Raw genomic sequence first — 21,727 nt, 5'->3', positions numbered from 1 at the left:
GGGGGAAGGTAGGCGGAATGACGAATGACGAATGACGAATGACGAATGACGAATGATTCGGCGGGCGGGCATCCCAAGGTGTGAGGGCGTCCCGCCCTCAATATGAGGCCAGGATGGCCTCGCTCCTTGATGGGCGGGTCATGGAGATGAGGCACGACTGGGGACGGTTTTCCGCGAGACGCAGAAAACAGCCCGCGAGACGCGGGCGTTACAGGACCGCTGCCCTAAGTCAAAATATCTCCAATCACATGCCCATGCACATCGGTCAGGCGGCGGTCGATGCCGTTGTGGTAGTAGCTGAGGCGCTCGTGGTCGAGGCCCATGAGGTGGAGGATGGTGGCGTGGAAGTCGTAGATGGTGGTGACTTTGTCCACGGCCTTGTGGCCGAGCTCGTCGGTGGAGCCGTAGCTGATGCCGGGCTTCACACCGGCACCGGTCATCCAGGTGGTGAAACCCTGCGGGTTGTGGTCGCGGCCGCTGGCGCCTTTTTGGAAGGTGGGCATGCGGCCGAATTCAGTACACCAGACGACGAGGGTGTCCTCCAAAAGACCGCGCTGGCGGAGGTCGCGGATGAGGGCGGCGGCGGGCTGGTCGAAAATGGGGGCGTGTTTGTCGTACTGCTCCTTGAGCTTTTTATGGCCGTCCCAGTTGCCGATGCCTTCGCCCATGGCATAGGCGCCGTTGTAGAGCTTCACGCAGCGGACGCCGCGCTCCAGCAGGCGGCGAGCGAGGAGGCAGTTTTTGGCGAAGCCGCTCTTCACGGGATTCGGATCGTCCACGCCATAGGCCTTGAGGGTGGTGGGCGATTCTTTGGAGATGTCGCTCACTTCCGGGACGGAGAGCTGCATCTTGGCGGCGAGTTCATAACTGGAAATGCGGGCGGCGAGCTCGGTATCGCCGGGGAACTTTTCCAGGTGCTTTTCGTTGAGGAATTTGAGGACATCGCGGGCGGCGAGGTCGCTGGCGACGGAGACCTTTTCCGGGCGGGCGAGGTTATAAATGGGGCGGCTGGAATTGAAGGCGGTGCCCTGGAAGACGGCGGGGAGGAAACCGTTCCCCCAATTGTTGACGCCTGCCTGGGGAACGCCGCGAGGATCGGGAATGGCGACGTAGGCGGGGAGGTTTTCGGCTTCGGAGCCGAGGGCGTAGCTGACCCAGGAGCCGAGGCTGGGGAAACCATCGAAGATGAAGCCGGTGCTCATCTGGTTTTCCGCCGGGCCGTGGGTGTTGGACTTGGCGGTCATGGAATGGATGAAGGTGAGGTCATCCGTCATGGAGGCCAGGTGGGGGAAGAGGTCGGACACCATCTTGCCTGTCTGGCCGCGCGGTTTGAAGTCGTAGAGCGGCCTAACCAGGTTTCCGTTCTCGCCCTGAAAGGTGAGGAAGTTTTCTTTGGCTCCAGGCATGGGCTTGCCGTCCATTTTGAGGAGCTGCGGTTTCCAGTCCCAGGAGTCCAGATGACTGACGGCACCGGAGCAGAAGATGACGAGCACGCGCTTGGCCTTCGGCGCGAAGTGGGTGGTGCGGGCACCGAGGGGATTTTCCGGCTGGATGAGCGGGCGGATGGCCTGAGTGGAGGCGCGGGCGGTGTTCTCAGACAACAGCGAGGCGAGGCCAAGGCCGGCGGCGCTGGAGAGAAAACTGCGGCGGTTCAGCAGGCCGAGGCCGTTGGTGGAGAGCGGGGAATTCATGGCACAAAAAGGAATTCGTTGGCATTCAGCAGCACGCGGCAAAGGGCGGTGAGCCCGTGGTCCTGGACGAGGGTTTGACAGGCGGTGACTTCCTCCTCGCTGGGCGGGCGCTGGGTGGTGAGGGCAAAGGCGCGGTGGATCTGCTTCTCTGGCTCGGGGCCGGCCTCGCGCTGGATGCGGACGGCAAAGTGGTCGGCCTGCTGGTGGACGAAGCTGCTGTTAAACAGGCTGAGGGCCTGGATGGCGGTGGTGGAACGGGAGCGTTTTGGCTGGGCCTGGCCGGCATCGGGACAGTCGAAGCTGCCAAAGGTGGAGTCCTGGGCGACGCGGACTTTGGTCATGTAAATCATGCGTCGCCAGTCCTCCGGGCCGAAGCTGTCCTTGGGGTCATAGACGCGAACGTAATTGCTGTTAGGCGCAAAGGCGCTGTAACCGGGGCCGCCCATTTTGAGATCCAGCGTGCCGGCGACGGTGAGCATGGCATCGCGCAGGGCCTCGGCCTCCATGCGGCGCGGGGGATAACGCCAGAGGAGCTGCGTCTGGGCATCGGCGGCGAGGCCCTCTTCACGCGGGGCGCTGCTTTGCTGCCAGGTCTGGCTCATGACGATGAGCTTCTGCATGTGCTTGATGCTCCAGCCGCTGCGGATGAATTCGGAGGCGAGCCATGAGAGCAGTTCGGGATGGGTTGGCAGGGCACCGTTGCGGCCAAAGTCGTTGGGCGTATTGACGATGCCCTCGCCAAAGTGATGCTGCCAGAGGCGGTTGACGAGCACACGTGCAGGCAGGGGATTCGCGGGATCGGCCAGCCATTGGGCCAGGGCCATGCGGCGCTGCTGCTCAGGTGTATCGTTGGTTAGGCTTAAAGGGCTGCCGATGGCGGTGACGGCACCGGGGGGAACCTCCTGTTTCGGCTGGGTGACATCTCCACGATTGAGCAGAAAAGCGGGGGAGGGCTGTTCAAATTTGCCTGCATAAACCATGGGGCCGGATTTCAGCGTGCGCAGTCTGGCTTCCAGGGCGGAGATCTGACCGCGCGAGTCATACCAGGCGGCCATTTGGGTTTCGTCCAGGGGTTTGACCTGTTGCAGTTTTTCCTTGGGGCCACGGTAGGGTTTGCGGTCGCTGGCATCGCTGACTTTGAGCCAGGTGCCATCCGGGCGGGCGACTTCGATGTGGTATTCAACAGGCAGGCGGTCTTTGAATTGATCCAGCCGGTCACGGCCCCAGACGACACCTTCGATGGTTTCGTTTTTGGCGAATTCCACCTGCACCCAGCCGCTGCCTTTGGTGGTGCTGATCCAGCTCCGGTCATTGCCATAGATGCCGTCATTGAGATGCATAAGCTGATGCTTGGCACCGCCCCGGCTGCCGGAGGCAGACACTTTGACGCCGGGTCCGGCGAGGGCAACATTGCGACCGTCGGTGCTGTAGATTTCCAGTTCGTCCAGGCAGGGTTCGTAGCGGTTGTTTTCCGATGTGGCGAGGATGGTGAAGCGCAGCTTCTGCGTTTTCACCGGGGAGAAGTGCTCGATGTTCCAATGGGTGTGAACGGGAGGGCGCATAGCTTCGCTGCCGACGAGAGGCTCGATTTGGAGATACTTGTGGGTGGCTTTGGCGAGCTGGGGCAGGAGGGTGGCATTGTCCTCCTCGTGCTGTTTGGCCTCTTTGCTTTTTAGCGGGCGCTCGCCATGACGCACGCCGCTGAAGATGGCATGCAGGCCGTAGTAGTCGGCCTGGGAGACGGGGTCAAATTTGTGGTCGTGACAGCGGGCGCAGTGCAGGGTGAGGCCCAGGAAGGCTCCGCCGGTGATGCTGACCATGTCATTAAGCTCGTCCTGGCGGGCTTTGGCTTTGGACTCTTCATCCTTGCCGGTCTGGCCGGGAAGCAGGGCGGCATTGGCGACGATGAATCCGGTGGCGGCATCGGTGCCGACGGCATCTCCGGCGAGCTGCTCCAGGATGAACTGTGGATACGGCGTGTCGTTATTGAAGGCGTTGATGACGTAATCGCGATACGGCCAGGCATTGGGGCGCGGGGTATTGACTTCAAAGCCATGCGTCTCGCCAAAGGCGATGACGTCTAACCAATGACGTGCCCAGCGCTCGCCATAACGGGGCGAGGCAAGCAGACGGTCCACGAGCTTTTCATAAGAGTGCGGGTCGGTATCGGCAGCGAAGGATTCGACTTCCTCCGGCGAAGGTGGGAGGCCGTGAAGGACGAGGTAAAGGCGACGGATGAGGGTGCGGCGGTCGGCCTGGGGCGAGAGGGTGAGGCCTTTTTCCTCCAGCTTGGCCGTGATGAAAGAATCCAGGCTGCCCTGCTGAGGAGGCAGCGGTTTGAAGGCCCAGTGGTCGCGCTTGTCCACGCTTTTGGCCAGGTCCACGCCATCGGGCCAGGCAGCGCCTTCATTGACCCAGCGGGTGAGGATATCCACCTCGGCGGCGGAGAGGCGTTCGCCTTTGGGAGGCATCTGCGTGTCTTCATCCTCGGTGGTGATGAACTGGATGAGCGGGCTGTCCTGGGCATTGCCAGGCAGTATGTTAGGCGCGTGGGAGTCGCCGCCTTTGAGAGCCTCGGCCTTGATGTCGAAGCGCAGGCCGGACTTTTGTTTTTCCGGTCCATGGCAGGAGTAGCAGTGCTGCTCCAGCACGGGGCGCACGTCATGGAGGAAATCCACTGGGGCGGCACCGAGGCTGGCAGTGAGGGTGATCCAGGCGAGGGAGGCGGGTTTCAGCTTGGTCATGCGGTCTCAATGGTAAGGATTGCCTGCATCAAACAGGGCGCGGATTTCATCGTCGGTCATGGCGCGGCCTAACAGGATGAGTTCGTCAACACGACCGCTGAGCTTGCGGTCTTTGGAGTTCCAGTTGCCGATCTGGGCGGGGCCGAGCAGGGCAGGGTGGGCGGTGGCCTGGCGGGTTTCTTTGTCAAAGCGGCCATTGAGATAAAAGCGCACGGTGGCAGCCGGGGCATCATAAACGACGGCGAGATGTACCCAGCGTCCCTGCTCTGGTAGGACGGGCGTGAGGGAATCCGGGAAGCCTTGCTTTTCCACGGCACCCGGGGCGAGGGTGTTGTGCTTCAAGGCCAGGCGCATGGTGCTGTCGCGGTTGATCATCCAGTGGACCTGGCCGGGTTTGTCCTCATCCCAGCCGTCTGTGTGATAAAGCGACTGGTAAGGCTGGCCGAGGCGGTCCAGGCGCACCCAGGCAGCGAGGGTGAGTTGCGGCCAGGAGCGGCCATTGCCACCGGCCGTGAGCTTCATGTGGTCGCCCACATGGACGAACTCCGGTGCGCGAGAGCCGGGCCAGCGGCCCTGCGTCATGCGGAAGGTGCCGGAGGGTAGCGTTTCCTCTTCAAAGTCCAGCAGGGCGATGAGGGATTCATCCTGACGCAGCGCGGCGATGGCGGCATCTGAACGGGCTCGCTGACCAGAAGTGAGGGCAGCCTGGAGGGCCTGCATTTCATCCGGCTGAATGAAGGCAGCGGAGCGGATCTCGCGTGCGGCACCGGCACCGGATTGAAGGGAGTAAGCCTCGCCATCACGCAGGCTCTGGCGTTTGCCACCCTTGTCGGACTGGGCGATGACTTCGCCCTGAAAGACGTGGATTTCAGCCTGGCCGTCGGCGGGGACATCCACGCCAAATTTGGTGCCCAGGTCCACGGCCTTGCCGGTGGGGGTGATGACGGTGAAGCCTTTGGCCGCAGGCGGCACATCCGCAGCCAGACGGCCCTGTTTCAAATGCAGAAGCTGGGCGGAGGCGAACTGGAAAGAAGCGGGTGCCTCAATGACTACCCTTGCTCCGCGTGCGGTGATGAACTCAACGGTGCCTGACTGGATGGAATAATGTTTTCGATAGATTTCCATGCCCTGTGGAAACTCGGTGAGGCCGATGCCGCGCGCGACGGTGGCATAGATATGGGTGCTGCTCTGCCACCACCACGCGCTGGTGATGAGAACGGCGATGGTGGCTGCGGCGGCCAGACAGAGGCGGGATGGGGCGGTGCGCAGCGGTTTGGCGGGAGCGGGTTTGGATAACGGTTGCGGTTCCCAACCGGCGGCCTGTTCGGCGAGGGCTGAATCAAGATTGGCGAGGTCGGCAAAGTGGCGGCGGGAAGCGGCCTGGGTGCGCAGGAGGTGGTCGAGCTGCAGCACTTCTTCAGCACTCGCCTGTCCGTCGAGATAGCGGTTGGCCAGTTCGTCCAGATTCATGACGGTTCCTCCTTGGCCAGCTCGCGCTGCACGCAGTCCTGAAGCAGACGCCGGATGCGGTGCAGCCATTGATAAAAACCGGCGACGGTGCGGCCGCTGGTGGTGGCGATGTTTTGGATGCTGGCCTGCGGTTGATAGGCCTGCATGAGGAGCTGGCGCTGGTCCGGCTCCAGCTTCTGGGTGCAGGCTTCCAGGGCGCGGCGCTGGCGCTCCAGGCGAGTTTCGTCCAGGGCGTTTTCTTCGGCCATGAGGTCCACGACCTCCTCGCTCAGCACCAGGCGGTCGCGGCCTTTGTCGCGCAGCCAGGAGAGGACTTTGAACCGGGCGATGCTGAAGGCCCAGGGGCGGAATTCGGCCCCTTCGCGAAATTCCCCAAATTTGTCCCATAGGACGATGGCGACCTCTTGCATCACATCGTCGGCATCGGCGCGGCTCGGGACCAGGCGGCGCACATAGGCGCGGACCGCGGGCTCATGGGCGGTCAGGGCGCGCAGGAAGCGCTGGTGCTGTTCGGTTTCGGCAGGGGACATGATGGGCTTGCAAGAGTAGTTTCCAGAAGCCGGGCGGATTTAACGAAGTATTTCATTGTACCTGCCGTTTCAGCACTAGCACGATATCCGGGTAGCTGTCATCGAGCTGGCGGGGAGTGTCGAGGTCGTAGGTGAAGTCGTAGCAGATCATCAGTTCCAGTTCTGGCACTTTGCGCAGGAGGGCCTTTAGCTGGCGGGCATTGTAGGTACGGAAGTGCCAGCGGGTTTCCTGGAGGTGGGTGCGGCCGGCATGGCTGATCTTTAGCCGTGTGCGCAGGGCCTCCAGGCGGGTCTTGCGGTCGGGCGGCCAAGTGTGGGTGTTGCAGACCACTTCGATGTCATCGCGCCGGGCCTTCCAGCGTTCGTGCTCTTCTTTTTCGGCGGCGTAGTCGCTCAGGTGAAGGCCGAGTACAAACAGGCCGCCGGGTTTCAGGGCGGTGGCCACGCGTTGCATGCAGGCGAGGGCATCAGCTTCGGTTTGGAGGTATTTAAACGTGCTGACCAGGCAGTGGGCGAGGTCGTAATGGCCGTTTTTGGTGACCTGGAAACTCTGCATCCAGTCGGGCCACAGGCGGGCTTTGAGACCTTCTTTTTTCAGACGTTCCCGGGCAAAGGCGAGCATGTGTTCATTGCCATCAAAGCCGTCCACCTTCCAGCCACGGCGGGCCATTTCGATAACAAGTCGGCCGCTGCCGCAGGCGGGCTCCAGGACACGGCGGGTGCGGCTTTTCTCGCCAAAGATCGTCCACACGGTTTCCAGGAAGGTGGCCTCGCGCGGGGTGTCGGCATCAAAGATGATGTCGTAATAAAGCGGGGTGTCATACCAGTCGCGGAGGTCGGTGGGCATCAGATTTTTAAGCATAGCGGTTTCAATCTTGGTCACAAGTGATGATGAAAGGGGCACTCCGGTTCCGTTTCTGTTCCATGTCCGGATTGCTCCCCACCACACGACGTCAGTTTCTGAAATCTGCTGCTCCCATGATCCTGCCAGCCGCGTTGCTGGGCCGGGCGGGAGCGGTGGCCCCTAACAGCAAAATCCGCCTGGCCTGCATCGGCGTGGGCGGGCAGGGGACGAGCAATCTGAGGGCTCTCCTGGCGGATGAAAGGGTGCAGGTGGTGGCCATCTGCGATGTGGATGGCAAACATCGTGAACGCGCATTGAATTTGGCCGGGCTGAAGGCGGGCGATGGCTACAATGATTTTCGCGAAGTGCTGGCACGCACGGATGTGGATGCGGTGATGAATGCGACTCCTGACCACTGGCATGCGAATGTGGCCATCGCGGCAGCGCAAGCGGGCAAGGACCTGTTTTCGGAGAAGCCGCTGGGGGCCAGCATTGCCGAAGGGCGGGCGATCTGCCGGGCGGTGGAGGACAACAAACGGGTGCTGCAATGCGGCACCTGGCGGCGATCCGGACTGAAGGTGCGCATGGCCTGTGAGCTGGTGCGCAACGGATACATCGGTGAGCTGAAGGAAATCCAGGTCGGCGTGCCGGGCACCTTTGCCATCCGTGGCGGGTACACCGGTATGGAAGGGCCGGAGGAGGTGCCAGCGCATCTGGATTATGCCATGTGGTTAGGCAGTGCGCCGGAGCGGCCCTATACGGCAGCACGATGCCATTTTAACTTCCGCTGGATTGACGAATACTCCCCTGGCTACATCACGGACTGGGGCGCACATTTTGTGGACGTGGCGCAGTGGGGCGCGGGTATGGATGAGACGACGCCGACGGAAGTGGAGGCCCTGGAGGTGAAACGCCGCAGCGCCGGTCTGTATGATGCGCCGGAACAATACCGGATTGAATACCGCTATGCCAACGGGTTGAAAATGTCCATGTTCAGCACGGATGACAAAGCGACCTATGGGACGAAGTTTATCGGCAGCGAAGGCTGGATCTTTACCGAGGCGGAGACGCTGAAAGCCAGCAACCTGGACATCCTGCGCATCAAGATGAAGGAGGGCGACACGCGGCTGTATGAGTCCAAACATCACCATCGCAATTTCATTGATGCGGTGATCTCGCGCGGGCGCACGGCGGCCCCGGCAGAGATTGCGCAAAAGGCGGCGACGATCTGCCACATGGGAGCGATTGCGGCCAAGGTGAAGCACGGGCTGAAGTTTGACCCGAAGGCCGAAACCTTCGCCGGTGATGACGAGGCGAATGCCATGCTGATGCGCCCGATGCGGGACGCGTGGAAGATCTGATGACATTCGATTTAAAAGACACATACATAATGAATATACACTTAAAGTTAGGCTGGTTGTGGCTGGTGATGGCCGCTGTGGTGGTGCCTCTGCAGGTGCATGCGGAGCATGAGGGCAAGATGCAGGTCCTGCTGCTGGGGGACAGCACCACGGAGGGAATCATCCCCCGCAAGACGCATCCTCAGGGGCCCCATTTGGAGGAGGTGATCCGCATTCTCCTGGCGGCGGAGAAAGACCTGCCGCCGTGCAATGTCATCAATGTGGGCCGCAGCGGCGAATACGTGCGCGGGCTGCTGGACGGTGCGCGCTATGACCGCGACGTGGCCAAACATCCAGGGCTGGATTATGTGTTTATCCGATATGGTATCAACGACCACAACAAGCGCGAGGACTTCGAAGCGAACTACGTGAAGGATTACCAGGAGCTTATCGGCCGGCTGCGCAAAGATCATCCCCAGGCCACGCTGGTGGTGACGACGGTCATTCCTTATATGGATGAGGCTACGAGTGAGAAAATCAACGCGCTGAACCGCGAGGTGGCCGAGAAGGAAAAGCTGCCGCTCTTTGACCTGTATCCGCGCTACGCGGAGGAGCTTAAAAAGCAGGGGCCAAATGCTTTGAACTATCGCCGCTTTCCCCCGGAGCAGATTCCTGCGGACAGGCAGGAGCTGGTGAAATCTTTCCTGGTGAAGCATGGCGACACGGATCGGGTGGTGGTGATGGACAACCAGCTCGACGCCCACTTTGCACATCTGCCGAACTGGTTTGGCGACCGGCATCCGAACCTGGCGGGTTACCATGTCATTGGCGATGAAACGGCCAAGTGGCTGGCCAAAACCATCCGCGAAAAATCGAAAAAGTAAGGAGCCTCATTTTATGAACCGTCTCAGCCACCTCCTCGCCGCTGCATTATTATCTCTTCCCTTTCATGCGGGGGCGGAGTCCTTGCAACTGACCCTGCCGCCTGCGTGGCATGGCGTGGTGGGAGTGCCGATGAGCCTGTATTATGACAATGTGGTGCTGACGGAAAACCCGGATGCTTATGAGTTTGTGGTGGACTGCGCATTGGGTAAAGCTGGGGAGAGGGCATGGACCGTCACGGCCACGGAGGCGGACATCGGGCAGCACCTGGTGGAAGTGACGGTGAAAGACAAACAGGGCCAGGTCATCGAGACCGCGCAGACCACCTTGCACATTTCCCCGCGTCCTGCGGGGGAGGGCAAGGAGAAGCGGCTGCTTATCGTGGGAGACAGCCTGACCAACGCGAGTGTGTATGCCAATGAGCTGTCGCGGCTGTTTGCCGAACCGGGAAATCCCAAGGTGACCTTCCTGGGGACGCGCCGTCCTGCATCGGTGAAGCCGGGCGTGGCACATGAAGGGTATGGCGGCTGGAAGTGGGTGGATTTTCTAACTAAATTTGCTCCAACGGTGCCACAGGTGGCCGCCGGACCGGTGGCGAAGAAGACGACGAGCCCGTTTGTCTTTGCCAATGCCGAGGGCAAGGGGACCTTTGACCTGCCACGCTACATCCGGGAACATTGCGACGGTCAGCCACCGGATGCGGTGACATTTCTGCTAGGCATCAACGATTGTTTTGGTGCGAACCCGGAAGATCCGAAAGCGGTGGATGCGAAGATTGATGAAGTGCTCAATCACGCTGACCGGCTGCTGGCTGAATTCCGCCAGGCGATGCCAAAGGCCGAGCTGGCCGTGGGGCTGACACCGCCGCCGAATGCGCGGGAGGCGGGTTTTGTGGCGAGTTATAAAGGCAAGTATCATCGCTGGGGATGGAAGCGTATCCAGCACCGGCTGGTGCAACGGATGATCGCGCGGCTGGGCGGCAAGGAGCATCTGGGCATTCACCTGGTGGCCACTGAGTTGAATCTGGACCCGGTGCGCGGCTACCCGGAAAATAACGGCGTGCATCCCAATGCCAGCGGCTATGCGCAGATTGGGACCAGCTTTTACGGCTGGATGAAGGCGTGGCTGAATGAGCCGGAGAAGGACTATGATTTGATCATTCGCAATGCGCGCATTGTGGATGGCACTGGTGACCCTGCACGGACGGGCAGCATTGGTGTTTTGAACGGACGTATTGTCAGGCTAGGTGAGGTGACGGGCACGGCGAAGGCGGAGGTGGATGCAAGTGGCAAAGTAGCTGCGCCCGGTTTTGTAGATGTGCACACGCATTCGGAAAACATCGCGTCCCTGCCTGCGGCGGAGAACTTTTTGCGCATGGGCGTCACCTCCATCGTGACGGGGAACTGCGGGTTCTCGCGCACGGATGTGGCGGGCTTTTTCCGTGAACTTGAAGAGACCGGTGTGAGCCTGCATGTGGCGACTTTGATCGGCCATGGCGCGGTGCGTGAGCAGGGGATGGGCGGGCGGTTTATCCGGGCTCCCAATGCGGCGCAGCTTGAGACGATGAAGGGGCTTGTGGAGCAAGGGATGAAGGACGGCGCGGTGGGCATGAGCACGGGCCTGATTTATGTGCCAGGCTCCTTTGCCAAGACGGATGAGATCATTGCCCTGGCCCAGGTGGTGGCGGCGCATGACGGGGTGTATGCCAGCCACATGCGTTATGAAACGAACCGCATTTTCACCGCGCTGCATGAGCTGACGGAGATCGCCCGCAAGGCCGGGGTGCGGACGGAGCTTTCCCACATCAAGCTTTCCGGCCCAAGCGCCTGGGGACGTGCCAGGGAGGTGCTGGAGTATCTGGACAAGGCACGTGCTGAAGGGCTACAAATCACCCATGACCAGTATGCCTACACGGCCTCCAGCACTGGCCTTCGGCAGACCATGCCGGACTCTGCACTTGAGGGAACAAAAGAAGATTTCCTTGCGCGGATTGAGGACCCTGAAAAGAAGGCCAAAATCATCGCGAGCATGAAGGAGATTCTGGCTCGCAGCGGGCGCACGGACTATTCGTATGCGGTGGTGGCACGCTTTCGGGCGGACCCGTCACTGAACGGCCTGACCATCCCGCAGGCAGCGAAAAGAGTGCGTGGAGCAGATACTCTGGAAGACCAGATTGAGCTGTTGCTGGATATCGAGCGGCGGGGCGGTGGCAGCGGTGTCTTCCACGGCATGAATGAGGAAGATCTGGCGGTCTTTTTAAAGCATCCGCAAACCATGGTCGCCAGCGATGGCGGTCCCCGGCGGCTGGGGGAGGATGTGCCGCATCCACGCAGCTATGGCAATAATGCCCGGGTGCTGGCCCGCTATGTGCGCGAACAAAAAGTGCTGTCGCTGGAGGAGGCGGTCCGCCGAATGGCCAGCCTGCCTGCGGAGACTTTTGGACTGAAAGGCCGGGGGGAGCTGAAGGTGGGCGCCTGGGCGGATGTGGTGATCTTTGATCCGGAGAGAGTGCAGGATGTATCAAGCTTCGAAGATCCGCATCATTACTCCGAAGGTTTCAGCGATGTGCTGGTGGACGGCGTGCCGGTGATCCGCGACGGGAAGCTGACGGAAGCGCGTCCAGGCGGGCCGTTGAGGAAGTGATGCCGGGACTTGGCAAGTCCCGCTCCTTGCACGGGGACCTTATTTCAAGGCGACGAATTCGCCATCGAACTCGACACAGGTCTGGCCATCCTTTTCGATGCGGACCTGGAGGCGGAGGCGGGCTTTGCCGGTTTCTTCAAACTGGGTTTTGAAGGTGGTGAGTGTGGCTTCGTCGGGGCGCTGACAAACGGCGCGGATGGCCCCGGTGACGGGGCGGCGATAGCGAATGCTGCTTTCCCGGATCACGATGTGGGCGGAGCGGTCGCCCAGCAGCAACCACAGGAGGGTATAACCGGCGAGCGTGGCGATGGCGCTGAGGCTGCCGCCAAAGGCGGTGCCAAGGTGATTGTGATTCGGCTCCAGCGGGGCGGTGATGACGAGATGCCGGCCATCGTAGCTGTGCACCTGCACGCCCATGGCGTGGGTGATGGGGATCTGCTGGTGCAGGAAGGCTTCGGTGTCTTTGAGAAGCGCCGCGTTCATGGCCGGGGGGGGCATCAGGCGTCCAGTTGCTGGATGCGGGCGAGGTGGCGGCCGCCTTCAAAAGGGGTGCTGAGGAAGATGTTCACGATCTGCAAAGCGGTGTCCTGATCCATCATGCGCTCGCCCAGTGAGAGGACATTGGCGTCATTGTGCTGGCGGGTGAGGCGGGCGGATTCCAGGTTCCAGCACAGGCCACAGCGGATGCCTTTGACCCGGTTGGCGGCGATAGCCTCGCCATTGCCGGAACCGCCAAGGACGATGCCGCGCTCATGCTTGCCTGCGGCCACGGCTTCAGCCACGGGGCGGATGAATTTGGGGTAGTCGGTAGATTCTTCGGAATGGGTGCCAAAGTCGGTCACCTCATGCCCTGCCTGCTGGAGGTGGGCGATGATGGCCTGTTTATAACGATAGCCTGCGTGGTCGGAGCCGATGGCGATGTTCATGATGTTTAAAAAATAGTTAGGCCAGGTTCAGTGCGTCCACCATTTGGACAGGCGGGCTTCGGCGGAATCAGGTTTTTTCAGGTCGGCTTCGGCGTAATGGGAGGTGTCGTTAAAGAGCATGAGGCGGGCGCGCACGGTGTCCTTGAAATCCACAATGTTCAGCGCGGCAGGGTCTTGGTCCAGGTTGTCCCGGTAGCGGCGGGGATCAAAGCCTAACAAGGAGCTTAGAAGCAGGCGGATGGTGGCCTTGTGCGAGACGACAATGACGGACTGGCCCTCGTGATGGCGGACGATGTCCAGCAGGGCAGGAAGTGCGCGGGCAGTCACGGCGAGGCCGCTTTCTCCGCCCTCCGGGGCGAAGGTGTAGGGGTCCTCGTCCCAGGCGGCAGCCTCCTTTGGATACTGCTGCTCCACCTCCTGGCGGGTCATCTGCTCCCAGTGGCCGTGGGAGATCTCTTTCAGCCCGTCGCGTGGCCGCACCTCCAGCCCATGCGGGGCGGCCAGGATGCTGGCGGTCTCCATGGTGCGGTCCAGCGGGGAGGCATAGACGGCGGCCACGGGAAATGCCTGCAGGCGTGCGGCCAAGGTGGCGGCCTGATGCCGGCCTTCATCGGCCAGGGCCACATTGATGGACCCGGCAAAACGGTCTTCAGCTGTCAGGACGGTGGCTCCGTGGCGGATGAGGTAAAGGCGGGTGATGGGCATAAGGTGCGGTCTTTATAGCACGGTGGAGACCAGAAGAGGGAAGGTTTTTGGCAAACAAAATGCGTGCCTGCCATGCCCAAAGGTTGGTCTCAGACTGACCAGCCTGCATTCGCCTGCACGCAGTTTGCTGGCGAGGTTCGATTCGTCAAGGGAACCTCAACTTCACCCACATCATGTCCAAGATCCTCGTCCTTTATTATTCCACTTACGGTCACATCGAAACCATGGCCAAGGCCGTCGCCGAAGGCGCGGGTTCTGTGGAGGGAACGGAAGTCTCCCTCAAGCGCGTGCCCGAAACCCTGTCCGAAGAGGTCATCCAGAAAATGGGCGGCAAGCTGGACCAAAGCGCCCCCGTGGCCACGGCTGCTGAGCTGCCGGATTACGATGCCATCATCGTTGGCACACCCACACGTTTTGGAAACATGACCGCGCAGATGCGCGCCTTCTGGGATCAGACCGGCGGCCTGTGGGTGAAAGGCGCGCTGATTGGCAAGGTGGGCAGTGTTTTCACCAGCACCGGTACCGGCGGCGGCAATGAATCCACCATCCTGACCACTCTCCCCACGCTGCTGCATCACGGCATGATTTTCGTCGGCCTGCCCTACTCCGCCCCGGAACTGACGGACATCAGCGAGGTGCGCGGCGGCAGCCCTTACGGCGCAGGCACCATCGCCGGTGCAGATGGCTCGCGCCAGCCGAGTGAGAAGGAACTGTCGCTGGCCCGTTTCCAGGGCAAGCACGTCGCGGAAATCACCGCAAAGCTGAACCGCTGATTGTTTCTAAAGCTGATCTTAGCGAAGCCCTCATCCCTGGGGTTGAGGGCTTCTCGCTTTTTGTTAATGCAAAAATGTTGTGAAAACATTTGACGATAATGCAACTGGCTTGCCATAGTTGCGTTGTCATGAAGCTCCCCGTTTTCATTCCTCCCCCCCTTTTGGCCGCCTTTGGGCTCCTGGTTTCTTTCAGTGCCCAGGCACAGACTTCCGCCCAGTTTGAGGCGCAGCAGCAGCAGCGGTATGCGTATTCCACTTTCAGCGCCATGTCTGCCCCGGTGGTGCTGCCGATGGATGGCAAGGCCGACTGGCTGACAGGATTGGATGTGAGTTTCGCAGGGAAAATCTTTCCGCACGTACACCTGGATACGGCCTATGGCACGTCCTCCATTGACCAGGGGGAACTGCGTACCGGTCACCATGACCCGGAGAGACGCGATGCAGTGACTTTTCAGAATGTGGAGTTTGGACTGTCGGGTCGGCTGGATGATCACAATGAGTTTTTTGTCACGTATGCGGCAGCGGTTGAAGGCGGGCGCATTGACCCGATTTTCGAGGAGGTGTTTTGGAAGTTCAAAAACCTGCCGGGTGCGTTTGAACTTCGTTTTGGCCGCGTGTACAACCGCTTTGGCATCCAGAACACTTATCACCCGCACGGCTTCGACTGGATTGACCAGTATCTGGTGAACACCCGGATGTTGGGGGAGGACTCCATGACGACGATCGGCACGGAAATCACCTGGCTGGCGCCGGTGCCGTGGACATCCCAGTTTGACCTGGCCCTGGGCGTGGCTCCGAAGCATGAGGAGCATGGTCACGGTCACGCCCACGAGGATGAGCATGAAGATGAACATGCTGCCCGTTATGCGGCGGAAGAATCCCACTTTGCCGAAGGCCAGTTTATGATGGTGGCGAACTGGACGAATGTTTACAATTTCAACGACTTCCACCAGTTCCGTGCCGGTCTTTCCGGGGCCTGGGCGGATAATCATTCCGGCTACCGCACCAGCATCTACGGGGTGCATGGGGAGTACCAGTGGCGTGAAAACGGCTTTGATCCCGGTGGCCGTTACTTCCGCGTGCGCACCGAGGCCATGTTTAACCGGTATAAGGTTGAGGATGAAATCGTGGAAGGTCGCGATCCGCAGACCCAGCAGGACTTTGGTGCTTATATGAGCCTCCTTTATGGCCTGCCTAACAATCTGGAACTGGGCCTGCGCGGGGAGTATGTGGCAGGGAATTATGACACCGACCAGGATTCCCGGTTCCGCGTCAGCCCAGGCGTAACATGGTATGCGAATGATGCCCGCACGCTGCGCCTCCGCCTCCAGTATAACTACGACAACTCCAATGAGCGTGGTACGGACCACGCCGTGTGGGCGCAGGTGAGCTTCAACTGGGGCGGTCCGGAAGTTCGCTGATCTTTTAGCAACAATCTTGCATTAACAAACGTTTTTCTCTTGGGCAGTCTGGTGACAGGCTGCCCATCCCTCTTTCCACTGCCATGAAAATTTTTGCCTCTATTCTTTTCCTGCTTTCCCTGAGCCTCAGCGCCCAGGCCGCGCTCAAAGTGGCAACGCTGCATCCCATCCTGGCCGATGTGGCCCGGCAGGTCGGCGGGGGGAATGTGGAGGTGGTGGAAGTGCTGAAGGCGGGCGGGGATGTGCACCATTTTGAGCCCTCCGCCCGGGACGTGGCGGCCATGCGCGGTGCCCCTTTGATCCTGGCCTGTGGCAAGCATCTGGAGACCTATCTGGACAAGCTGCGCGACAGCGTGGGCAGCGGCGTGAAGGTGGTGGAAGTGGGCCGTCTGATTCCCTCGCTCCTGCTGGATCCCTCCAACGAAATCTTCGTCTGCTGCCCGGCGCATGCCAAGAGCAGCATTGACCCGCATTGGTGGCACAGCGCGGAGAACATGAAACGCGCCGCCCGCATTATTGCGGATGAATTCAGCGCGGCAGATCCGGCCAATGCAGCGGCTTATGAAGCCGGGGCCAAGGCAGCAGGTGTGAAGTTCATGCAGCTCAAAAGCTGGGCGCAAAAGGAGATCTCCCGCATCCCTCGCAAGGACCGCAAGCTGGTGACGGCGCACGCGGCGTTCGGCTATTTCTGCAAAGAATATGGCTTCAAAACCATCCCGATGCTGGGCATTGGCCGCAGCGACGACATCTCCGCCCAGTACATCGCCCAGACCATCCAGGCCATCCGCGATAACAACATCAAGGCCGTGTTTCCGGAAGACCAGGCCAATCCGAAAGTGCTGACCGAAATCGTCCGCAGCACCGGCGTGAAAACAGGACAGTCCTTGGTGGCCGATGGCACGTCTAAAAACGCGCACACCTTTGAGACGATGCTGGCGCACAATGTGCGCGTCATCGTGGCGGCGCTGGCTCCGGCACAGTAGTCATCACTCTCCGAGTGATGGTCTGAGAAGGTCAAGCGGCTTGGGATGTGGTGATTGAAGCGGGAGTCTTCCTGGCGACCGGATGTTCAGGGAATCATCACTCGGAGAGTGATGACTACTGTACTACCGGCTCAGCGTCATCACACATTCCAGGTGCTTGGTCTGCGGGAAGAGGTCAAAGGGTTGTACTTTTTCCAGCTTGAATCCGGCTTCGGTGAAGAGGACGAGGTCGCGCATCTGGGTGGCGGGATTGCAGGAGATGTAAACGACGCGCTTGGGATCAAAGGCGAAGAGCTGCTGCAGGAATTCCTCGCTGCAACCGGCGCGCGGCGGGTCAATGATGACGACAGTGTCATGCCCGGCGTGGGGCACTTCTTTGAAGATCTCCCGTGCATCGGCGGCGAGGAAGCGGCAGTTCGTGAGACCGTTGATCTCGGCATTGTGGGCGGCTTTGCGCACGGCGCTTTCGGACAGCTCCACGCCGAGCACTTCCTCAAAATGACGGGCGGCGCTGATGCCAAAGAGGCCGCTGCCGCAATAGGCATCCACCAGGAAACGCGCCCCGGCAGACTGGGCCTCCGCGACGGCGTAACCGACAAAGTCGGCGAGGATGAAGGGGTTGTTCTGGAAGAAATCGCCCGCCTGGAATTCGAACTTCACGTCCCCCACCTGCTCGATGGCGATTTGATCCGCCTTGGTGAGCACACCGTTCACAGCGGCACGCATGAGCAGGGTGGCACCGTTTTTGATGGCGTCCTGATTGGCCCGTGCCTGCGCCCGGACGATGGTGAGTTGCTCATTGAGCTGCGGCATGGCGATGGGACACTGCTCCACATCCACCATGGCATTGCGCGTGCCCACGCGGAGGAAGCCGATGGCCCCAATCTCACCCGCTTTGGGTTTGTGGAAATGCGGGGTGATTTTGGACCGGTAGCCATACTGCCTGGGCGAGGCGATGACCGGCAGCACGGGGTGCTCGATCTTGGCCATGTGCTTCAGCAACTCCTCCACCTGCCGCCGTTTCCATTCGATCTGCTTGGGGTAATCCAAGTGCTGGTACTGGCAGCCACCGCAGGTGCCGAAGAGCGGGCAGGGCGCCTCCACCCTTTCTGGAGAAGGCTCCAGCACCTCCACCAAGTCGGCATTGCTGTAGTTCTTGTGATTGCGGAAGATGCGGCAGCGCACCTTTTCCCCCGGCAGGGCAAAGGGCACAAAAACCACCCAGCCATCCACCCGCGCGACTCCGCTGCCCTCATTGGTCAGGTTGTCAATGTGGACATCGAGCTCCTGGTGATAGGCAAAGGGGTGCGGGACAAACTTGCGTGGGACCATCTTTACCCTGTAGCAGAGGCGGGAGGGAGGTCAAATGAGAGCCCGGCAATCGTGGCGGCCGTGACACGAAAATTTTTCTCGCTGGAGACTGGCGGGTGGTGGTATAACTTTAAGTATATAGAAGATATAAATCGCCGGCGGGTCACTGGGTCCGCATGCATCTGCCCTCCGGGTGGCCTAAAAACCGCAGCATAAACTTCCGCTCCCTTATGCCTGACTCCCCTATTGCTGCCCAGTGGCGAACCCGGGCCAATGCCCTCATCGCTGAGTCTGACCGCACCCATCAGGCGCTGGTGGCCGGGCTGCCCCAGTTTCGCAGCATCGTGAATACCTATCTTCACGCATTATCTACCTATCGGCAAACCAGCGCCCAGAGTGATGAACGCGACGCGCTTGAAGCCCTCGCCCGCCGCGCGGGGCAGCGGGCGCTGCTGTTTGCCCGGCGTAACGAGGTGACCGGTGCCCAGGTCGCGGTCGAGGGCGACCTGAGATTGATCAATGAACGCATTTACTGGGTCCAGGTCACGATCGCCGCCGGCAAGATGGCCGAAGTTGGCATCTCGATGGCCACCTGGATCAAGAGTGTGAAAACGAACGTTGACCGGGCCAAGAATATCCTGGATACGGCGAAAACGGCCCAGCCTTTCGTGCAGGCGGCGGTCGGGGCGGCGGGACACGGGGGCAGCAGTACCCCAGCCCCAGCAGAGCAGGCGGCCGCCATCGCGCAGATCCTGGTGTATTTTTCCCGCTTCAGTGAAGGTTTCGAAGCCGCGAAAAAGGTCTTCTGGGATGGCATTGGAACCTTTCGCCGTGCGCGTACCATGAACGACCGCTGGACGGGCCTAGCCACGGCGGCGCAAGCTTTGAAAGTGGTGGTGGAACTCCTGAAAGTCTGGGTGGAGCATACATTCCGGACGATTGAGGTGACAAGCTCCGCTGCAGGAACCCCTGCACGAGGCGTGGTGCCTGGGAATGCAGCCTGGCTCAGCCATCTGGGGAACTGCCTGACCATTTTGAGGGATCTGATTGACGCTTACCGGGCTCTCGAAGCGGCGTACAAAGCCTCCGAGGAGATCAAGTCGGGGATCGAGCAGATCGAGCGCCAGATCACCCTGGGCAACCGCTTCATGGGTAACGAGGCAGATGCTCTGGCCAGTCTGCCCAGTCTCAAAGGGCTTGAGGAGGAAGACGTGGAAATGCTGGCCACGGCGGCCAACGATTTTAATGCGGCACGCGTCCTGGGGAATGAGGCCCGCCAGCGGGCCACACAGCTCGCGTCGGATATCGCTGCGGCGCAGACCCTGCTTCGCGAAGCTTCCCTGCGGCTGCAGCCTGCCCTGCAGGCCATCCGCCCTCACATCGAGGCCATGCAGGAACAGATGGACTCTCATAAACGTCAGATCGTCAACATGCAGTGGGTGCCAGCCAACGGTCCTGACGGCGCAGCGGCAAAAGCCGTCATGGACGACCTGAGCAAGCACCGGGATCTTCTGCAACCAGTGTTTAACGAAGCGCGTGCGCTGGCCGCATCCATTGGCTGAGCCTGGGTCATGGATGTTTTCCGCACGGCAGATAAAAGATCTGTTTATGGAAAGCTGTGCAAGTTTGGCTGGATCGTTTGGCAGCGGCAGGCATAATTCAGGATTCACATTTGGATTTCTCTCATGCTCAGCATTGCTTATGATTTCTACCAGCTCCTTTAAGATTCTGATCCTCATTATTGCAGCAAGCCTGTCCGGTTCCTGGTCAGGCATTCAGGCCCAGCAGCCGGGGGCTGCTTTTCAGAGCACGGAGACTTTTTTATCCGCACTGAACAATTCCACCTGGGAGTGCTCCTTCAATAGTTATCAGCGCGTACGGTTCCATGCGGACAAGATCGAGCTGCTGTCCACGGACAACCGCGTCACCCGGACGCTCAATGACATCAGCCACCTGGAGCCGGGAGTGATCAAGGTTCCTTTCTCCAGTGGCGGGCTGGCGCTCTTCATCTTTGCGGATGACCTCAAAACCTTCGTTGTAGCTAACATGCAGGAGATCACGGAGCTTGAGATTCCCACTGCAACTGGACCGGTGAAGCTGCCGGTACAGGCCTCTGACCCGCCGCTGGAGGCCACGCTGAAAGAGCATTTCTTTATGGACAAGGTGCGCGTGCATGCCAGCAAGATGGAAGTGCTGGATGCTGCAGGCAGCGTATCCGCAACGAACGAGGGTTTCGCCTATTATCCGCACGGGTTGGGGCTGAAGCTGCCTGAAAAAGGGGCCGGTCTGGTGGTGCTGTCCCGGCAGCGGGCAGGCGGCTGGTATTTGGGCGGGCGGCATCTGGGCACGGGTGTGCGGACGGAACTGGTGGGACTTTACCGGCCTGGCTCGAGCAAGATGAAGGATTTTGCTCTGCGCTCGGCCCACTTTAACCGGCCTCTGTTGCGGGCCGGACAGGAACCGCTGGCCGATGCCCAGGAGCAGTATGCCATCTACCACGCGACCAACACCTATGGTGAAACCTCTGAGCAGGTGGTCTATGCGTATAACGAGATCGGCAAGCTGCGGGGATATGAGCGCAGTTATGACCGCGCGGCGGAGTGGCATGCGCGTGCCTATGCCGCTGCGAAGGCCCATTTTAGCACTGACCAGTCCAAGCTGCTGGAGCTGGGCACCGATCTGGCCGAGAGCCAGGGGGAGACGGGGGACTTCGCGGCGTCCAAGGCCACGCTGGCGGAGGTATTCCCCTTTCTGCCGCCAGCGGGCGGTGCGCTAAGCATTCCATACGGGTTTTATAAAGCGCTGGGGGCGGCTGAATTCGGTCTGCGCAACTATCCGCAAGCGGCGCAAATTTTCAACGGCAATTACCAACGGGCAGTGGAAGCCGGTTCCGATGGCTATATCGTGGACGCCCTGCTGGACCTGGCCGCCTGCCAGATGGCGCTGAACCAGCCCATTGAGGCGGCGGCCAGCCTGAACCTGGCCATGTCCAAGCAGGATGAGCGGAAGCAAAAATCCCCCAAATCCACCTTCGACACCTACAAGCTGTCCCTGGCTTGCACGGCGATGCAAAAATGGGATGAGTCCATCAAATACTCCGCCGAAAACCAGCGCCGCAGCTCCGTGACCTATATGGAATGCGCCCGCCTGCTGGCCCTGCTGAACAAAGGGGACAAAGCCGGCGCGCAAAAGCTGGCCCAGGGGTTCTCCCGCCGTTTCACCGGCGGGATTGATGATGTGCAGATCCGCCGTGACATTGACGCCATGATCCTTAAGGTCACCTCCACCGCTGCTGCCCTCACCCCCCAGGCCACCGCCGAGCTTGAGCAAACCTGGGCAGAGCAGGTGGAATCCCTGCGCAAGCGGCCTTTGCAAAATTACATCTTCGCCCGTGTCATGGTCGCCGCGATCGCGAGCTTGAAGAGCGGAGGGTAGGCGGGCAGAGGACTGGCTGTCCAGCAAGC

The 21,727-nt window shown here is 60.6% G+C and carries 17 protein-coding genes; 8 read left to right on the top strand and 9 right to left on the bottom strand.

Annotation, left to right across the window (positions count from 1 at the left end; translation table 11 throughout):
• Positions 1-224 precede the first annotated feature (224 nt).
• The 5 genes from WJU23_RS15845 to WJU23_RS15825 are packed head-to-tail and all read right to left on the bottom strand — an operon-like array spanning position 225 to position 7,282.
• On the bottom strand, positions 225-1,691 hold the full coding sequence (locus tag WJU23_RS15845; protein ID WP_346333575.1) for a DUF1501 domain-containing protein: 1,467 nt from the start codon (positions 1,689-1,691) through the stop codon (positions 225-227).
• Complete coding sequence (locus WJU23_RS15840) at positions 1,688-4,435, bottom strand: PSD1 and planctomycete cytochrome C domain-containing protein (RefSeq protein WP_346333574.1); 2,748 nt, start codon at positions 4,433-4,435, stop codon at positions 1,688-1,690. Before WJU23_RS15840 ends, WJU23_RS15845 begins: the two co-directional genes overlap by 4 nt.
• Positions 4,436-4,441: 6 nt before the next feature.
• The gene (locus WJU23_RS15835) at positions 4,442-5,905 is read right to left on the bottom strand and encodes a LamG-like jellyroll fold domain-containing protein (RefSeq protein ID WP_346333573.1); all 1,464 of its coding nucleotides are present in this window, start codon (positions 5,903-5,905) and stop codon (positions 4,442-4,444) included.
• Positions 5,902-6,435 carry a sigma-70 family RNA polymerase sigma factor gene (locus WJU23_RS15830; RefSeq protein WP_346333572.1) on the bottom strand — a complete coding sequence of 178 codons (534 nt, stop codon included), beginning with the start codon at positions 6,433-6,435 and terminating at the stop codon, positions 5,902-5,904. Before WJU23_RS15830 ends, WJU23_RS15835 begins: the two co-directional genes overlap by 4 nt.
• A gap of 52 nt (positions 6,436-6,487) precedes the next feature.
• The gene (locus WJU23_RS15825) at positions 6,488-7,282 is read right to left on the bottom strand and encodes a class I SAM-dependent methyltransferase (protein ID WP_346333571.1); all 795 of its coding nucleotides are present in this window, start codon (positions 7,280-7,282) and stop codon (positions 6,488-6,490) included.
• Positions 7,283-7,413: 131 nt separating this feature from the next.
• Between WJU23_RS15825 and WJU23_RS15820 the strand changes: the two genes are divergently transcribed.
• The 3 genes from WJU23_RS15820 to WJU23_RS15810 are packed head-to-tail and all read left to right on the top strand — an operon-like array spanning position 7,414 to position 12,144.
• Positions 7,414-8,640, top strand: coding sequence for a Gfo/Idh/MocA family oxidoreductase (locus WJU23_RS15820; RefSeq protein ID WP_346333570.1), 1,227 nt, complete (start codon positions 7,414-7,416; stop codon positions 8,638-8,640).
• 29 nt (positions 8,641-8,669) lie between these two features.
• A complete protein-coding gene (locus WJU23_RS15815) occupies positions 8,670-9,503 on the top strand; it encodes a GDSL-type esterase/lipase family protein (RefSeq protein ID WP_346333569.1) in 834 nt (277 codons plus the stop codon).
• A 13-nt stretch (positions 9,504-9,516) separates the two neighbouring features.
• On the top strand, positions 9,517-12,144 hold the full coding sequence (locus WJU23_RS15810) for an amidohydrolase family protein (RefSeq protein ID WP_346333568.1): 2,628 nt from the start codon (positions 9,517-9,519) through the stop codon (positions 12,142-12,144).
• Positions 12,145-12,183: 39 nt separating this feature from the next.
• Here the strand turns inward: WJU23_RS15810 and WJU23_RS15805 are convergent, their stop codons facing one another.
• From WJU23_RS15805 to WJU23_RS15795, 3 genes are read right to left on the bottom strand one after another with little or no spacing between them, the layout of a single operon-like run.
• Complete coding sequence (locus WJU23_RS15805) at positions 12,184-12,627, bottom strand: YiiD C-terminal domain-containing protein (protein WP_346333567.1); 444 nt, start codon at positions 12,625-12,627, stop codon at positions 12,184-12,186.
• A 14-nt stretch (positions 12,628-12,641) separates the two neighbouring features.
• Positions 12,642-13,070 (bottom strand): ribose 5-phosphate isomerase B, encoded by a 429-nt coding sequence (rpiB, locus tag WJU23_RS15800; protein ID WP_346333566.1) that lies wholly within the window; start codon positions 13,068-13,070, stop codon positions 12,642-12,644.
• 27 nt (positions 13,071-13,097) lie between these two features.
• Positions 13,098-13,775, bottom strand: coding sequence for a histidine phosphatase family protein (locus WJU23_RS15795; protein ID WP_346333565.1), 678 nt, complete (start codon positions 13,773-13,775; stop codon positions 13,098-13,100).
• A gap of 173 nt (positions 13,776-13,948) precedes the next feature.
• Between WJU23_RS15795 and wrbA the strand changes: the two genes are divergently transcribed.
• The 3 genes from wrbA to WJU23_RS15780 all read left to right on the top strand — a co-directional run bounded on the left by wrbA (position 13,949) and on the right by WJU23_RS15780 (position 16,952).
• Complete coding sequence (gene wrbA / locus WJU23_RS15790) at positions 13,949-14,548, top strand: NAD(P)H:quinone oxidoreductase (protein WP_346333564.1); 600 nt, start codon at positions 13,949-13,951, stop codon at positions 14,546-14,548.
• 128 nt (positions 14,549-14,676) lie between these two features.
• Complete coding sequence (locus WJU23_RS15785) at positions 14,677-15,969, top strand: hypothetical protein (protein ID WP_346333563.1); 1,293 nt, start codon at positions 14,677-14,679, stop codon at positions 15,967-15,969.
• 83 nt (positions 15,970-16,052) lie between these two features.
• The gene (locus tag WJU23_RS15780; RefSeq protein ID WP_346333562.1) at positions 16,053-16,952 is read left to right on the top strand and encodes a metal ABC transporter substrate-binding protein; all 900 of its coding nucleotides are present in this window, start codon (positions 16,053-16,055) and stop codon (positions 16,950-16,952) included.
• Between the two features lie 123 nt (positions 16,953-17,075).
• Here WJU23_RS15780 and WJU23_RS15775 read toward each other — a convergent pair whose 3' ends face one another.
• Positions 17,076-18,284, bottom strand: coding sequence for a class I SAM-dependent RNA methyltransferase (locus tag WJU23_RS15775; protein WP_346333561.1), 1,209 nt, complete (start codon positions 18,282-18,284; stop codon positions 17,076-17,078).
• 209 nt (positions 18,285-18,493) lie between these two features.
• Between WJU23_RS15775 and WJU23_RS15770 the strand changes: the two genes are divergently transcribed.
• Positions 18,494-19,825 (top strand): hypothetical protein, encoded by a 1,332-nt coding sequence (locus tag WJU23_RS15770; RefSeq protein ID WP_346333560.1) that lies wholly within the window; start codon positions 18,494-18,496, stop codon positions 19,823-19,825.
• Between the two features lie 139 nt (positions 19,826-19,964).
• A complete protein-coding gene (locus WJU23_RS15765; RefSeq protein ID WP_346333559.1) occupies positions 19,965-21,698 on the top strand; it encodes a hypothetical protein in 1,734 nt (577 codons plus the stop codon).
• Positions 21,699-21,727 lie beyond the last annotated feature (29 nt).

It is taken from the genome of Prosthecobacter sp. SYSU 5D2 (genome assembly GCF_039655865.1).
Taxonomy (GTDB): Bacteria; Verrucomicrobiota; Verrucomicrobiia; order Verrucomicrobiales; family Verrucomicrobiaceae; genus Prosthecobacter.
The sequence above is the reverse complement of the archived record's forward strand: the minus strand, read 5'-3'. Positions and strand labels throughout refer to the sequence as shown.